The organism is Phycicoccus mangrovi (assembly GCF_018729305.1).
GTDB lineage: Bacteria > Actinomycetota > Actinomycetes > Actinomycetales > Dermatophilaceae > Phycicoccus > Phycicoccus jejuensis.
Map to the genome: position 1 here is coordinate 119,437 of NZ_JAHHWP010000008.1, position 15,150 is coordinate 134,586.

Annotated in this window: 14 protein-coding genes; 6 read left to right on the top strand and 8 right to left on the bottom strand. The window is 74.4% G+C overall.

Going from position 1 to position 15,150, the window contains the following annotated elements; all coding sequences use genetic code 11:
* The 5 genes from KMZ30_RS05385 to KMZ30_RS05405 all read right to left on the bottom strand — a co-directional run bounded on the left by KMZ30_RS05385 (position 1) and on the right by KMZ30_RS05405 (position 4,800).
* Positions 1-915 carry an ABC transporter ATP-binding protein gene (locus KMZ30_RS05385; RefSeq protein WP_215512329.1) on the bottom strand — a complete coding sequence of 305 codons (915 nt, stop codon included), beginning with the start codon at positions 913-915 and terminating at the stop codon, positions 1-3.
* The gene (locus KMZ30_RS05390; RefSeq protein WP_215512330.1) at positions 912-1,817 is read right to left on the bottom strand and encodes a hypothetical protein; all 906 of its coding nucleotides are present in this window, start codon (positions 1,815-1,817) and stop codon (positions 912-914) included. The genes KMZ30_RS05385 and KMZ30_RS05390 overlap by 4 nt, the downstream gene beginning before the upstream one ends.
* Positions 1,810-2,766 (bottom strand): ABC transporter ATP-binding protein, encoded by a 957-nt coding sequence (locus tag KMZ30_RS05395; protein ID WP_215512331.1) that lies wholly within the window; start codon positions 2,764-2,766, stop codon positions 1,810-1,812. The genes KMZ30_RS05390 and KMZ30_RS05395 overlap by 8 nt, the downstream gene beginning before the upstream one ends.
* Before the next feature lie 75 nt (positions 2,767-2,841).
* On the bottom strand, positions 2,842-3,591 hold the full coding sequence (locus KMZ30_RS05400; protein ID WP_215512332.1) for a zinc ribbon domain-containing protein: 750 nt from the start codon (positions 3,589-3,591) through the stop codon (positions 2,842-2,844).
* A gap of 348 nt (positions 3,592-3,939) precedes the next feature.
* Positions 3,940-4,800 carry an SDR family oxidoreductase gene (locus tag KMZ30_RS05405; RefSeq protein WP_215512333.1) on the bottom strand — a complete coding sequence of 287 codons (861 nt, stop codon included), beginning with the start codon at positions 4,798-4,800 and terminating at the stop codon, positions 3,940-3,942.
* A 141-nt stretch (positions 4,801-4,941) separates the two neighbouring features.
* Here KMZ30_RS05405 and KMZ30_RS05410 point away from each other — a divergent pair, with 141 nt between their 5' ends.
* Complete coding sequence (locus KMZ30_RS05410) at positions 4,942-5,550, top strand: sulfite oxidase-like oxidoreductase (protein ID WP_215512334.1); 609 nt, start codon at positions 4,942-4,944, stop codon at positions 5,548-5,550.
* 13 nt (positions 5,551-5,563) lie between these two features.
* Entirely contained in the window at positions 5,564-6,316 is a 753-nt protein-coding gene (locus KMZ30_RS05415) for a ferredoxin reductase (RefSeq protein WP_226902040.1), read from the top strand.
* Between the two features lie 102 nt (positions 6,317-6,418).
* Here KMZ30_RS05415 and KMZ30_RS05420 read toward each other — a convergent pair whose 3' ends face one another.
* Positions 6,419-7,621: a GAF domain-containing protein gene (locus KMZ30_RS05420; RefSeq protein WP_226902042.1), complete on the bottom strand. Its 1,203-nt coding sequence runs from the start codon at positions 7,619-7,621 to the stop codon at positions 6,419-6,421.
* 192 nt (positions 7,622-7,813) lie between these two features.
* Here KMZ30_RS05420 and KMZ30_RS05425 point away from each other — a divergent pair, with 192 nt between their 5' ends.
* The 3 genes from KMZ30_RS05425 (at position 7,814) to KMZ30_RS05435 (ending at position 11,683) form a co-directional block, all read left to right on the top strand.
* On the top strand, positions 7,814-9,646 hold the full coding sequence (locus tag KMZ30_RS05425; protein ID WP_215512335.1) for a flavin-containing monooxygenase: 1,833 nt from the start codon (positions 7,814-7,816) through the stop codon (positions 9,644-9,646).
* Positions 9,643-10,698 (top strand): 2,3-butanediol dehydrogenase, encoded by a 1,056-nt coding sequence (locus KMZ30_RS05430; protein WP_215512336.1) that lies wholly within the window; start codon positions 9,643-9,645, stop codon positions 10,696-10,698. Before KMZ30_RS05425 ends, KMZ30_RS05430 begins: the two co-directional genes overlap by 4 nt.
* 142 nt (positions 10,699-10,840) lie before the next feature.
* Positions 10,841-11,683, top strand: coding sequence for an NAD(P)-dependent oxidoreductase (locus KMZ30_RS05435; RefSeq protein WP_308279651.1), 843 nt, complete (start codon positions 10,841-10,843; stop codon positions 11,681-11,683).
* A 315-nt stretch (positions 11,684-11,998) separates the two neighbouring features.
* Here the strand turns inward: KMZ30_RS05435 and KMZ30_RS05440 are convergent, their stop codons facing one another.
* Positions 11,999-12,985: an aldose epimerase family protein gene (locus KMZ30_RS05440; protein WP_215512337.1), complete on the bottom strand. Its 987-nt coding sequence runs from the start codon at positions 12,983-12,985 to the stop codon at positions 11,999-12,001.
* Between the two features lie 99 nt (positions 12,986-13,084).
* Between KMZ30_RS05440 and KMZ30_RS05445 the strand changes: the two genes are divergently transcribed.
* On the top strand, positions 13,085-14,464 hold the full coding sequence (locus KMZ30_RS05445; protein ID WP_215512338.1) for a sensor histidine kinase: 1,380 nt from the start codon (positions 13,085-13,087) through the stop codon (positions 14,462-14,464).
* On the opposite strand, the gene KMZ30_RS05450 is transcribed toward KMZ30_RS05445, so the two are convergent.
* Entirely contained in the window at positions 14,433-15,122 is a 690-nt protein-coding gene (locus tag KMZ30_RS05450; protein ID WP_215512339.1) for a response regulator transcription factor, read from the bottom strand. The two genes, KMZ30_RS05445 and KMZ30_RS05450, sit on opposite strands and share 32 nt — an antisense overlap.
* Positions 15,123-15,150 lie beyond the last annotated feature (28 nt).

Sequence of the window (15,150 nt, forward strand, 5' to 3'; positions counted from 1 at the left end):
TCACCCCTCCACCAGGTACGAGAACACGCTCTCGAGCGAGTCATCGGTGGGGGCGAGCTCGTGCAGCCGCAGCCCCTGCTCGCGAGTGACGGCGGGCAGGCGCAGCGCGAACGCGCCGAAGTCCGCCACCGACACCGACACACCGCCGTCCGGGCGCAGCGACACCGCGACGACCGAGGGCTCGGCGATGAGGCAGGCGGCGAGGCGGCGGTCGTCGTCGGCCGAGACCACGTACTGCACGGGCCGGTCGGTCATCAGCCGCCGGATCTCGCCGAACTCGCCGGAGGCCGCGTGCCGCCCGGAGACGACGACCTCGATCTGCCGCGCGACCTGCTCGACCTCCTCGAGGATGTGCGAGCTGAACAGGACCGTGCGCCCCTCGGCTCCCATCCGGCGCAGCAGCGCCATGAGGTGCAGGCGCTGGCGCGGGTCGACACCGTTGAACGGCTCGTCGAGGAGGAGCACCGACGGGTCGTGGACGAGGGCGGAGGCGAGCTTGACCCGCTGGCGCATCCCCTTGGAGTAGGTGCCGATGCGCCGGGCCGCGGGCTCGACCATGTCGACGACCTCGAGGGCCCGCTCGGTGGCGGCGCCGGGGTCGGGCAGGCCGTGCAGCTCGGCGTTGGCGAGGACGAAGCGCCGGCCGGTGAGGTAGCCGAAGCTCACCTCGCGCTCGGGGACGAGCCCGAGCTGCCGGTAGACGTCGGTCGTGCGCCACACGGACGTGCCGTCGAGCGTCACGGTGCCGGCCGACGGCGCGAGGAAGCCCGACATGAGGGCGATGAGCGTCGTCTTGCCGGCGCCGTTCGGCCCGAGCAGCCCGGTGATGCCCGGGCCGACGCTCATCGAGATCCCGTTGACGGCGACGACGTTGCCGTACCAGCGCGAGACCTGGTCCAGGACGAGCGTGCTCATGCGCTCGCCTCCCGTCGGTAGCGCGCGACGAGGGCGCCGACGCACGCGGCCGAGAGGCCGACGAGCACGACGACGTAGGCGGCCACCATCCCCGCGCCGGTGGGCGGGGCGAGGGTGTCGGCGTCGGTCCACGCGCCCATGAGCCCGCGGTAGAGCGAGTACGGCGAGAACAGGCCGGCGACCTCGGCGACGCGGGTGCTGCCCTCGCCGTCGGCGATGCCCTGGACCGCCGTCACGACGCCGTTGGCGATGACGAGGAAGGCGATCGTCGCGACGACGGCGAACCCGCGCCGGGTCGACCACGACGCGATGATCCCGCCCACCCCGGCGAGCGAGAGCGCGAGGAGCACCGCGAGCCCGAGCGCGACCCCGGCCTCGCGGGTCTGGTCCGAGACGTCGAGCTCGGTGAGCAGCGCCGCGGCGTAGAGGATGACGACCGGCAGGAGGAGGAAGACGAGGGTGGCGAGCAGGAGCGAGAGCCAGCGCGCGACCGCGTACGCGGCCGAGGGCAGCGGCCGGGCGAGGTAGAGCGCGATCGTGCCGTGCCGCAGGTCGCGCGAGAAGAGCACCGGCGCCTGCGACGCGACGAACACGCCGAGCAGCACCTGCGTCGTCGACGCGTACTCGGCGTACCCGATGGGCAGCCGGTCGAGGCCGACGAAGGCCATGACCCCCGCGACGATGACCGCCGGCAGGAGGTTGAGCCCGAGCAGGAGGAAGGGCAGCACCTTCGAGCGGCCCGAGCGCCCGAGGCCGAAGGCGTTGCGGAAGCCGGTGAGCACGAGCGAGCGGGCGATGGCCGCGCTGCCGAGGCGCGGCCCGGTGTACGGCCGGTAGCCGAGGTCGTGGATGACGCTGCGGCCGGCGTCGTCGGTGCCGCGGGGGCTCGTCGGCTCAGCCACGGGGCACCCCCGGCTCGTCCTGGGCGTCGGCGTCCGCGGGGTCGGCGAAGACGTCCTCGAGGTGGCGGTGGTCGGCCTGCATCCGCACGAGCCCGAGGCCGAGGTCGGCGGCGGTGTCGCGGACGACGTCGCGCACGTCGCGGGGTCCCCGGTCCGCGGCGTCGACCGAGAGCAGCGACCCCCGCCGGGCCACCGGCACGCCGGCCGCGGCGAGGGCCTCGGCCATCCGCGCCTGGGCGTCGTCACCGAGCACCTCCACGAGGAGGGCGCCGGTGGCGTCGAGGAACTCGTCGGTGCGCGAGGCGCGCAGCAGGGTGCCGCCGTCGAGGACCACGACGTGGTCGCTGACCCGCTCGAGCTCGCCGAGGAGGTGGGAGGTGACGATCACGGCGATCCCGAAGTCGTGGCCGATCCGGCGGACCAGGCCGAGCATCTCGTCGCGGGCGGCGGGGTCGAGGCCGTTCGTCGGCTCGTCGAGGAGGACCAGGCGCGGGTCGTGGACGAGCGCCTGGGCGAGCTTCGCCTTCTGCTTCATGCCCGTCGAGTAGCCACCCATCGGGCGGTAGCGCTCCTCGGCGAGGCCGACGTGGCGCAGCACCTCGGCCGCGCGCTCGCGGGCGGCGACGCGTGGCAGCCCCGACATCATCCCGAGGTGGACGACGAAGTCGCTGGCGCTGACGTCCGGGGGCAGGCAGTCGTGCTCGGGGAGATAGCCGACCGCCGCCCGGACCCGGGCGCCCTCCGTGGCGACGTCGTGGCCGAGGACCTCCGCGCGCCCACCGGTCGCGGGGACGAGGCCGAGGAGGATCTTCAGGAACGTCGACTTGCCCGCGCCGTTCGCGCCGACCAGACCGGTCGTGCCGGGGCCGACGTCGAGCGTGAGGGCGTCGAGCGCGAGCACCGCACCGTAGTCCTTGGTGAGGTGCTCGGTGCGCACGACCGGCTCCACCCGCCTCACCCTAGCCCGGGGCGGTCCGGGCCCGGGTGAGGAGAGGGTGGAGGTGGTGCGTGGCTCCCGTGGAGGTCAGTTCGGGACGTCGACGTAGACGAGGGCGTCGGTGCCGCCGCGGCAGACGACCGGCGTCGTGTTCTCGCAGCGCATCTCGTACTCGCGCTTCGTCACCGGCGAGCGTGCCGTCACGGTCGCCGGCAGGTCGGCCGACGAGGCCATGAGCGCCTGCGCGGTCTCGGTGGCGAAGTCGCACGACGTCACCTCGTTGCCGCTCCACGCCGTCGCGCCGTCGACCGTGCCGCACTCCTTCGCCGTGGAGGCCCGCTCGGTGGGGGTCGGCCCGTCCGACGGAGCGTCGGACGCGGTCTCCTCGGGTGAGGGGGCCTCGTCGGTGGCCGACGCCGAGCTCGACACCGAGGGGGCGGCCACGCTCGAGTCCTCGTCGCCGTCGCTGCCGAAGAACCAGACCATCCCGGCGAGCATGAGCACACCGACGAGGGCCAGGGCCACCATCCCGAGGCAGCCCTTGCGTCGGTCGGCGGGGAGCTCGTCGGAGGCCTGTCCGCCGAGGAGGAAGGCGTCGTCGGGCTCGGCGACCGGCGCCGCCGTCGGGGCGGGCGGGACGGCGGCCGCGGCCGCGACCGGCACCGTGGCAGGTGTCGGTGGGGTCGGCGGAGCCGCCGCGACGGGCAGCTCGGTCGTCGTCGCGTCGTCGGCCGACGGGGTCGCCGGCGTCGTGTGGTCTCGCGGCAGGGTCGTGCCGCAGAGGGAGCAGAATCGGTCCGCGGGGTGTACCGCGGCGCCGCACTCGGGGCAGGTCACGGGTCTCTCCGTCCGGGGGTGGACAACCCAGCCACGATAGCCACGAGGGCGCCCGCCGCCCCAAATCGCGAGGTCAGCGGGCGCTCAGGAACAGCACGACGGGTGGGTGCCGAGGCCCCGGTGGCTTGGCACCCACCCGCCGCGTCCAGGGGGGTGACCCGGGTGGCGGTCACCGCGACGCCGGCGGACCCCGTCGTCCACCGGCGCGCCCACGCTAGGGGGAGCGCGGCGGGCCCTGGGTCAGGCGAACACCCGGAGTCGGTCAGGGTTCGGTCAGGCGGACGGGCCCGGGGCGGTGGTGGCCCGGGCCCCCCGCCGGTCGGACGGAGACGGGGGCAGGGGCCCGGCTCAGGTCGCGACCGGTTCGTGCGTCGTCGCGACGCCGGTCCTCGGGGACAGGGTCCCGGGGTCCGCGTCGTGCCACGACCACACGTCGTCACCGCGCAGGACCACGTCCGAGCCACCGTCGATCTGGACGGTCTGGCCGCAGACGTGCGTGTTCTCCTCGGAGACGAGCCAGGCGAGCAGCGAGGCGACCTGCGCGGCCTCGAGGTACCCGCCCAGCGGCATCGGCACCGCGGCGTCGAGGGCGGCGCGCCCGTCGGCCGTCGCCGTCATCGCCGCGGTCATCGGGGTGCGGACGACGCCCGGGGCGACCGCGTTGAGGGGGATGCCGGCCCCGGCCCACCCCGGCAGCGGCGCGGCCCGCCGGACCCAGCGCGACACCGCCCGCTTGCTCGAGGGGTAGATGGTCGCGGCGGCCTGCGGCCCGGCCGCCTCCAGCTCCGCGGCCAGGGCGAGCGCGCGGTCCTCGTCCCCGGCCAGGCAGGCCTCGACGAGCGGCGCGTGCACCGGCAGGAGCGTGGCCATCGACGACGTGACGACCGCGCGTGGGGCGCGGGACGAGGCGGCCAGGGCCGGGCGCAGGCCGGTCAGCAGGTCGACCGCCCCGAAGAAGTTGACCGCGACGGTCGCCGGGACCGGCAGGGCCAGACCGGCATTGGCCACGACGGCGTCGATGCGGCCGCCGGTCTCGTCGAGCACGCCCTCGACCGCGTCATCACGGCCTCGGCGCGTCGAGAGGTCGGCCACGACGTCGCCGGACGTGACGTCGACCGCGACGACGTGCTCGCCCCGACGCGTCAGCAGGGCCGCGAGCGCCTGCCCGATGCCCGACGCGGCCCCGGTCACCACGATCGTCCGAGCCATGGCAGTCCTGCCTCTCGACCGGCTCCGGGCGGGAACCCCGGGGCTCCTGCTCCGAGCCTAGGAAGATGCCGGCCGGACGGCCGGGGGACGTCTCGTGGGTCACAGTGTCTGCTGCGTCACGCGGGCTGCGACGATGGAGGCGTGGACATCGTGACCCGTGGCTTCGTCGGCCGCCGCTCCGGCGGCGACCCGCGCATCCCTCCCGGCCAGTACCTCGAGCGCGACTTCCCGGTGCTCTCGGCGGGGCCGACCCCGGTCGTCCGCCGGGAGGACTGGACCCTCCGGGTGGAGGGCGTGGACGGCAGCAGCGGCATCCTGTCGTGGGCCGACCTGCACCGCCTCCCCGTCGAGGACGTGCGCACCGACATCCACTGCGTGACGAAGTGGAGCAAGCTCGACACCTCGTGGCGCGGCGTCGACGTCGAGGCCGTGCTGGCGGCGGTCGGCGTCGGGACGCAGAACGCGACGCACGTGCTCGTCCACGCGCACGGCGGGTACACCACGAACCTGCCGCTCGCCGATCTCCGGGGCGGGCGCGCCTGGATCGCGACGGAGTACGAGGGTGCTTCTCTCGCACCGGAGCACGGCGGTCCGGCGCGGCTGCTCGTCCCGCACCTGTACTTCTGGAAGTCGGCGAAGTGGGTGAGCGGCCTGCAGCTGCTCGCGCACGACCGGCCCGGGTTCTGGGAGCAGCTCGGCTACCACGAGTACGGCGACCCGTGGCGCGAGCAGCGCTACGTCGGCGACTGAGGCCGGGGCACCGATGACCGTCGCGTGGTCCTCCCCGCCGCTGCCCATGCCCTGGTACCGCGCCCGCGTGGAGGACGCGTGGCTCGAGACCCGCACCGCCCGGACCGTCGTGCTCGACGTCCCCGGCTGGCCGGGGCACCACGCCGGGCAGCACGTCGACGTCCGGCTCACCGCCGACGACGGCTACACCGCCACCCGGACCTACTCGGTCGCCTCGGCGCCCGAGACCGGCCGGCTCGTGCTCACCGTGCAGCTCGTCACCGAGGGCGAGGTGTCGCCGTGGCTCGTCGGCGAGGCCCGCGAGGGCGACGAGCTCGAGGTGCGCGGACCCATCGGCGGCTGGTTCCGCTGGGACGAGCAGATGCCCGAGCCGGTGCTGCTCGTCGCCGGCGGCAGCGGGGTCGTGCCGCTCATGGCGATGGTCCGGCACCGCTCGCGCGTCGGGGCCGCCCAGCCCTTCCACCTCGTCTACTCGGCGCGCACGCCGGACCACGTCATCTACACCAACGAGCTCTTCGCGCTCGCCCGCACCTCGCCCGGCCTGCGGGTCGACCGGCTCTACACACGCGGCGGGCTGCCCGACGACGCGCGGGAGCCGGGGCGGCTGCGGCCGGAGGACCTGCCCGGGGTCGACGCCTTCGAGGCGCCGCCGGTCGTCTACGTCTGCGGGCCGTCGGGCTTCGTCGAGGCGGCGGCGGGCATCCTCATCGAGAAGGGCCACGACTCGGGCGCCATCCGCACCGAGCGCTTCGGCCCCTCCTCCTGAGCCGTCCCCTCCTTCCCGACTTCTTGCGAGTTCCGCCGCCCGACACGCCGCCGGACGGCGCGTCGGGCGGCGGAACTCGCAACCAGTGGGTGAAGGGGCGGGTCAGTGGGGGTCGCAGGTGAGGTGGACGCCCTCGGCGACCCGGTAGGGCGTCGCCGCGACGATGGCCCCGACGACCCGCCGCAGCCGGCTGACCTCGGCGCGCACGGTCACCTGGTGCTCCTCGTCGCCGAAAAGCGAGCGGCTGAGGGCCGCGGCCGTCAGCCCGTCCGGACCGGCCGCGGCGAGCAGCCGGACGATGGCCGCGTGCCGCGGGGTCAGCGCCGCCCGCCAGCCGCCGTCGCTCCCGCCGCTCACCTCGAGCAGCGCCTCGCCGCCGACGGTGCGCAGCGTCGCCACCAGGACGGCCGCCTGCGCGTCGGGCCGCACGAGCCAGCCCTCGCCGAGCCGCTCCGGCAGGCACAGCCCGAGCCCCGGCACGGTGAGCGGCAGGTTCTCGCGGGGGGCCGCGATGCGGTCGCGGACGAGGACGCCGCTGTGGTGCGCGACCCAACCGTCGTCGTCGACGAGGAGGACCGGGCCGTGCGTCGTCGCGAGCACGTGCTCGGCAGAGCGGCGCAGGCGCTGGAGCGACTGCTCGTGGTGGCGCCACAGCCGGGCCTCGGCGAGCTTCGTCGCGGTGTCGACGAGGGCGATGAGCGCGGGATGGAGGGTGAGCGCCGGTCCTGACACGTCGACGACGCCGAGCATCGCGCCGGTGCGGGGGTCGTGGACGGGGGAGGCGGTGCAGTACCAGGGGTGCTGCCCCTCCTCGAAGTGCTCGGCCGAGAACAGCTGTACCGGCGCCTGCTCGGCGAGCGCGGTGCCGATGGCGTTGGTGCCGACGTGGTCCTCGGTCCAGACGGCGCCCTCCGAGAAGCCGAGGGTGTCGGCGGTGCGCAGCACCCCGGGCGACCCCTCGCGCCACAGGATGATGCCGTCGGCGTCGGTGACGACGACGATGAAGCGCGACGCGTCGGCGACGGACGTCAGCACGGCCCGGATCTCGTCGACGACGAGGCGCAGCGGCGAGGCCCGGCGGCGGCGCTCGACCTCGCCGAGCGGCAGCGGGTCGCGGGCGTTGGCGTGCGTGGGGTCGAGCCCGAAGCCGAGCGTGCGGCGCCAGGAGCGGGAGACGACGGGCCGGACCGGTGCGACCGGGGCCGAGCCGCCCATCACCGCGTCGTGGACGCGGCGCAGTGCGCGGGCGTGCTGCCCGAGGTCGGTGCCCGGGGCCACGGCGCTCCCGGCGCGGTACGACGTCATCGTCGGCTCCTCACCCCCCGGCGGCGCCGCCGGGCGATGGCCACAGGCTAGCCCTCCGCGCCGACGCGCGCCCCGTCGAACCGGGTGGGGATGCAACGCGCTGCAACGCTTCACGCGGCCACCGTCCGCTTGCTGTCCTGTGCCCCATCAGCGCGCGTCGACGAGGACGCGCGGCGGACGACAGGAGCCCCCATGACCGACACCCTGGAGCGCACCACGACCGAGGAGGGGAGCGCGCCGGCCCGGGCCGACGCCTGGCTCTCCGGCTTCGAGCAGGCCCTCGCCGCGGGCGACCTCGACCGCGCCGCCGGGATGTTCGCGACGCGCAGCTTCTGGCGCGACCTCGTGTCGTTCACGTGGAACCTCACGACGGTCGAGGACCGCGACGGTGTGCGCGACCTGCTGGCCCACAACGCCGAGCGGACCGCGGCCTCGGGCTTCGCGACGAGCGAGCCCGCGACCGAGGACGGCGGCGTCGTCACGGCGTGGTTCACCTTCGAGACCTCGACCGGGCGGGGGAGCGGCCTCGTGCGCCTCGTCCAGGAGGACGGCGAGGACCGCGCCTGGACCTTCCTCACGACGCTCGACGAGCTCAAGGGCTTCGAGGAGCCGCGCGGCACCCGGCGGGTCCGCGGCGCCGAGCACGGGGCCGACCGCTCGCGCACGACGTGGAAGGAGCAGCGCCAGCAGGAGGCCGAGTCGCTCGGCTCGACGACGCAGCCCTACGTGCTCGTCGTCGGCGGCGGCCAGGGCGGCATCGCCCTCGGGGCACGGCTGCGGCAGCTCGGCGTCCCGAGCCTCGTCCTCGACAAGCACCCGCGGCCGGGCGACCAGTGGCGCGGGCGCTACAAGTCGCTCTGCCTGCACGACCCGGTCTGGTACGACCACCTGCCGTACGTCAAGTTCCCCGACAACTGGCCGGTCTTCGCCCCGAAGGACAAGATCGGCGACTGGCTCGAGTCCTACGTCAAGGTCATGGAGGTGCCGTACTGGTCGAGCACCGAGGCCAAGAGCGCGACGTGGAACGGCGAGGCCGGCGAGTGGGTCGTCGAGGTCGAGAAGGAGGGGCAGCCGCTGACGCTGCGCCCGACGCACCTCGTCTTCGCGACGGGCATGAGCGGCAAGGCGCGGATGCCCGAGGTCGAGGGGATGGACGTCTTCCGCGGCGACGTGCACCACTCCTCGCGGCACCCCGGACCGGACGCCTACCGCGGCAAGAAGGCGGTCGTCATCGGCAGCAACAACAGCGCCTTCGACATCTGTGGGGCCCTGTGGGAGAACGACGCCGACGTCACGATGGTGCAGCGCAGCTCGACGCACATCGTCAAGTCCGACAGCCTCATGGAGTACGGGCTCGGTGACCTCTACTCCGAGCGGGCGCTCGCGGCGGGGGTGACGACCGAGAAGGCCGACATGATCTTCGCGTCGCTGCCCTACCGGATCCTCCACGAGTTCCAGATCCCCGCCTACGAGAAGATGGCCGAGGTCGACAAGGACTTCTACGACCGCCTCGAGAAGGCCGGCTTCTGGCTCGACTGGGGTGACGACGGCTCCGGCCTCTTCATGAAGTACCTGCGGCGCGGGTCCGGCTACTACATCGACGTCGGCGCCGCCGACCTCGTGGCCAACGGCGACGTCAAGCTCGCCCACGGCCAGGTCGTGCGCCTCACCGAGGACGCGGTCGTGCTCGACGACGGCACCGAGCTGCCCGCCGACCTCGTCGTCTTCGCCACCGGTTACAACTCGATGAACGGCTGGGTCGCCGACCTCATCGACCAGGAGACGGCCGACCGGCTCGGCAAGTGCTGGGGCCTCGGCTCGGACACGACGAAGGACCCCGGGCCCTGGGAGGGCGAGCAGCGCAACATGTGGAAGCCGACCCAGGTGCCGAACCTGTGGATGCACGGCGGCAACCTCCACCAGTCGCGCCACTACTCGCAGTTCCTCGCCCTGCAGCTCAAGGCGCGCTTCGAGGGCCTCGACACGCCCGTGTACCGGCTGCAGGAGGTGAACCACACGTCATGAGGGCCGCCCGCTTCCACGCCCGCGGCGACATCCGCGTCGACGACGTCCCCGAGCCGGCGACCCGGCCGGGCACCGTCAAGGTCGAGGTCGAGTGGTGCGGCATCTGCGGCACCGACCTGCACGAGTACCTCGACGGCCCGATCTTCGCGCCGACGGCCGAGGCGCCGCACCCGCTGACCGGCGAGTCGGCCCCGATCACGCTCGGCCACGAGTTCGCCGGCGTCGTCGCCGAGCTCGGCGAGGGCGTGACCGACCTCGCCGTCGGGGACCGGGTCGTCGTCGAGCCGTACATCATCTGCGGACGGTGCGACGCGTGCCGGCAGGGTCGCTACAACGTCTGCGCGACACTGGGGTTCGTCGGTCTCTCGGGCTACGGCGGTGGCTTCAGCCAGTTCGTCGTCGCCGAGCGCCGCTGGGTCCATCCGCTCGGGGAGCTCGGGACGGACGTGGGCGCGCTCATCGAGCCGCTCGCCGTCGCGTACCACGCGGTCCGGCTCTCGGGCGCGCAGCCGCAGCACTCCGCCCTCGTGTTCGGCGCCGGGCCGATCGGCCTCGTGACGACGGCCTGCCTCAAGGCGGTCGGGGTCGAGGAGGTGCTCGTCGTCGAGCCGGCGCGCGCCCGCAAGGAGAAGGCGCTCGTCGCCGGGGCCGACCGCGTCGTCGACCCGCGGGACGTCGACGTCGTCGAGGCGGTCATGGAGATCACGGACGGCCGCGGCGCCGACGTGTCCTTCGAGTGCGCCGGCATCGACCAGGTGCTCGCGACGGCCATCCGCTCGACCCGCGCCGGCGGCCGCTGCGTCAACGTCGCGATCTGGGGCCACGAGGCCTCCGTCGCGATGAACGACCTCGTCTTCCGCGAGGTCGACGTGCTCGGCAGCCTCGCCTACTGCGACGACCACCCGGCGACCATCGCCATGGTCCGCGACGGCAAGGTCGACCCGTACCAGTTCATCACCGGGCGGATCGACCTCGGCGACATCGTCGAGCAGGGCTTCCGGCAGCTCGTCGACAACAAGGAGGAGAACGTCAAGATCCTCGTCCACCCCTGATCGGGAGGGCGCGCCGGACCGCGCCCCCCGACGCCGCCGCCCGTGGCCGGTCCCTCCCCGGCCGCGGGCGGTGTGCGCGGTGGCAGGGTGGGAGCCGGCGCCACCGACTGGTCGGCGCCACCACGGACGATGGAGGAACGACGTGCGGGTCGCGGTGCTGGGGACGGGGATCATGGGCAGCGGGATGGTCCGCAGCCTGCTGCGCGAGGGGCACGAGGTCGTGGCCTGGAACCGTACGGCGGAGCGCGCCGGGCCGCTCGCCGGCGACGGCGCGACCGTGGCCGGCTCGTTGGCCGAGGCCGCGGACGGCGCCGACGTCGTCGTGACGATGCTCTTCGACGCGGACGCCACCGTCGAGGTCGGCCGGGAGCTCGTCGCGCACCTCGGCGAGGACGCCGTCTGGCTGCAGTGCGGCACGGTCGGCGTCGAGGGGGCCGCGCGGGTGGCCGAGGTCGGTGGCGGGCGGGTGCTCGACGCGCCGGTGCTCGGCACGCGCAAGCCGGCCGAGGAGGGAGCGCTGGTGGTGCTCGTGTCCGGCCCGGAGGCGTTGCGGCAGAAGGTGGCTCCGGTGCTCGAGGCCATCGGTTCGCGCTCGGTCGTGGCCGGTGACGAGGTCGGGGCGGCGAGCGCGCTCAAGCTCGCGTGCAACGCGTGGGTGGCCCTGCTGACGGCGGGGACGGCACAGTCGCTCGCCCTCGCCGGCGCGCTCGGGGTCGACCCCGCGCTGTTCCTCGAGGCCATCGACGGCGGCCCGGTCTTCGCTCCCTACGCGAAGGTCAAGGGCGGGGCGATGCTCGCGGAGGACTGGACGCCCTCGTTCGAGGTCGACGGGGTCGTCAAGGACCTCGGCCTCATGGTCTCGGCCGGCGCGGCGGCCGGCTTCCCGACCGAGCTGCTCCACGTCCTGCACGAGCTCTTCGCGCAGGCGTCCGGGGCCGGGCACGGGGCCGACGACATGGCCGCGGTCCGCACCGTCTTCCCCTGACCCGACGCGCCGCGCGACCGTGCGCAAACCGACGAATGTGTCGATTGATGCACGGTCCAGGGGTCGCCGGCGTGCAGAAACTGACGAATGTGTCGATTGCTGCACGGTGGAGGGGTCGCCGGCGTGCAGGAACTGACGAATGTGTCGATTGATGCACGGTCGAGGGGCAGCCGGCGTGCAGGAACTGACGAATGTGTCGATTGATGCACGGTCCAGGGGCTGCCGGCGTGCAGGAACTGACGAATGTGTCGATTGCTGCACGGTCCAGGGGTCGCCGGCGTGCAGAAACTGACACATTCGTCAGTTGGTGCACGCTCAGGAGCGGCCGACGCGCCAGGTGGTCCGGGCCTCGAACACCTCGCCGGGTCGCAGCGTCGCGTCGGGGAAGGCCGGATGGTGCGGCGCGTCCGGGAAGCCCTGCGTCTCGAGCGCCACGCCCGCGGACCGGCGCAGCGGATCGCCGTCGAGGCCGGTCAGCGACCCGTCGAAGTGCGCCCCGGTGTAGACCTGCACCGCCGGGCGGTCGGTGTGCACCTCGACCCACCGGCCGCTCGCCCCGACGAGCCGGGCGGCCCGCCGCATCCCGGCCCCGTCGACGACGAGGTTGTGGTCGAGGCCGCCGCCGCGCACGAGCTGCTCGTCGTCGAGGGCCAGGACGTCACCGATGCGGCGCGCCTGCCGCAGGTCGAACGGTGTGCCGTCGACCGGCAGCACCTCGCCCGTCGGCAGCAGGTCCGGGCCGACCGGGGTGAAGGACGACGCGTCGACCTCGAGCCGGTGGTCGAGGACGTCCGGGCCGTCGTCGAGCGCGAAGTAGGCGTGGTTGGTCATCCCGAGGTAGGTGGCGGCCGTGGTCGTCGCGTGGTGGTGCAGCCGCACCTCGTCATCGGTGACCTCGTACGTCACCCGCGCGGTCACCACGCCGGGAAGCCCCTGGTCGCCGTCCGGGCTGACGAGGCCGAGCACGACCCGGTCCGGCGCCTCCTCGAGGACCTCCCAGGGGCGCCGGTCCCATCCGTCCGGCCCGCCGTGCAGCGCGTTGGCGCCGTCGTTCGGCGGGACGTGGTGCTCGGCGCCGTCGACGACGAGCCGGCCGCCGCCCAGCCGGTTCGTGAAGCGGCCGACCGTCGCGCCGAGGTAGCCGCCGTCCCGGGCGTAGGTGCCGGGGTCGTGGTGGCCGAGGACGAGGTCGACCGGGCCGCCGTCGTCGAGGACCAGCCGGCGCACGGCGGCCCCGGCGGGGACGACCTCGAGGGCCAGCCGGCCGCTGCGCAGGACGAGGGTGCGGGAGGGAGCGCTCACGACGCCATCCTGCCGGGTGCGGCGCTTCCTGAGAGGCGGGTGGGTCGGGCCGTGGCTCCGGCCGGGCGGGGCGTCGGCGCCCCCGCCTAGACTCGCCGCATGCGCGTCCGGCTCGGCCTGAGGAGCCGCATCCTCGCCCTGACCATGCCGGTCGTCCTGCTCATCAGCGCCGCGCTCGCCGGCATCGTCTACCTCTCGCTCGGCCAGGTCCTCGAGGCCTCCGCCCGCGACGTCGCGCGCGCCGAGGTGGTCGAGCTGCGCGCCGACCTCGCGGTGCACGGCGTGAGCGACCTCATCGGCACCCACGCCGTCGTCGACGGCAACCGCGTCGTCCAGGTCGTCGACCCGCGCACCCGCGAGGTGGTCGCCGCCACCGGCGGCGCCCCCACGACGCCCCTCCTGCGTGTCGAGCCCGACGGTGACGCGGTGCGCGTCGAGAAGGTCAGCGACGTCCGGGGCCTGCCCGAGGGGGCCTGGGTCGTGGCCACCACCGACGCGGTCTCGCCCGAGAACGAGCACTACACGCTGCTCGTGGGGGTGCCCACCCGCGTCGAGGTCACCGCGCTCGGGCAGTCCACCGAGTTCGCCTTCATCGGCGCGGTCGGGCTCATCGCCCTCCTCGGCGCGGTCACCACGTTCGCCGTCGGCCAGGCCCTGCGCCCCGTCGAGCGGATGCGCGACCAGGTCGAGGCCGTCGCCGCCTCGGGCGCCCCGCCGGCCCCCGGCCCGGCGCTGGAGGTCCCGGCGGGCCGCGACGAGCTCGCCCGCCTCGCCGAGACGATGAACCACCTCCTCGAGCGGATGCACACCGCCGACGCCTCGCGCCGCGCGTTCGTGGCCGACGCCGGCCACGAGCTGCGCAGCCCGCTCGCGACGATCCGCGTGCTCCTCGACCGGCTCGCCGAGGAGCGGCCGAGCACCGACCGGCAGGCGACCGCGGCCCGCGCGTCCGCCGAGGTCGACCGCCTGGCCGTCCTCGTCGAGGACCTGCTGACCCTCGCCTCCGCCGACGAGCACGCGATGGTCCTGCACCGGACCGAGATCGACCTCGACGACGTCGTCCTCGCCGAGACCGGGGCACTGCGGGCGCGGGGGATGCCCGTCTCGGTCGCCGTCGAGCCGGTGCGCCTCGAGGGCGACCCCGCGCGGCTCGGGCGGGTCGTGCGCAACCTCCTCGAGAACGCGGAGCGCCACCGCAACGAGGTCGTCCGCGTGCGCCTGGGCCACGACGGCGAGGCGGCCGTGCTCACCGTCGACAACGACGGCCCGCCCATCGAGCCGGCCGACCGCGACCGCGTCTTCAACCGGTTCGTGCGCCTCGACGACTCGCGTACTCGCGGCACGGGCGGCACCGGCCTCGGTCTGGCCATCGTCGCCGAGGTCGTCGCGGCGCACGACGGCACGGTCGAGGCCACCGAGAGCCCCGAGGGGTGGTGCCGCTTCGCGGTCAGGCTCCCGGTGCAGGCTCCGTCGGGTTGAGCCGGTAGCCGAGGCCGCGCACGGTCTCGATGACCTTGGTGTCGAAGGGCGCGTCGATCTTCCGGCGCAGGTAGCCGATGTAGACCTCGACGACGTTGTCGGCGCCCGGGTAGTCGGAGTCCCACACGTTCTCGAGGATCTCGGCCTTGCTCTGGACCAGCCCGACCTTGCGCATCAGGTGGTGCAGGAGCGCGTACTCGCGGGCGGTCAGCTGGATCTCCTGCCCCTCGCGCGTCACCCGCCGGGTCGTGGGGTCGAGGCTGAGCGGCCCGGCCTGGAGGGCCACCGGCCGCTCGGGCGCGCCGCGCCGGGCCAGGGCCTGGAGCCGGGCGAGGAGGACGGGGGTGCTGAAGGGCTTGGTGACGTAGTCGTCGGCGCCGAGCTCGAAGGCGTCCGTCTGGTCGAACTCGCCGTCCTTGGCGGTGAGCATGAGGACGGGCGTCCACACCTTCTGGTGGCGCAGGTGCTTGAGGACGTCGTACCCGTTCATCCCCGGCAGCATGATGTCGAGGACGAGCGCGTCGTACTGGCCGGCGAGCCCGAGCCGCAGGCCCTCCATCCCGTCCTCGGCATGGTCGACGACCCAGCCGGCCTCGCGCAGGGCGTCGCCCAGCGCTGCGGCCAGGGGTTTCTCGTCCTCGACGAGGAGCAGCCTCATCGCGTCTCCCTCCGTGCGGTCGTCGTGC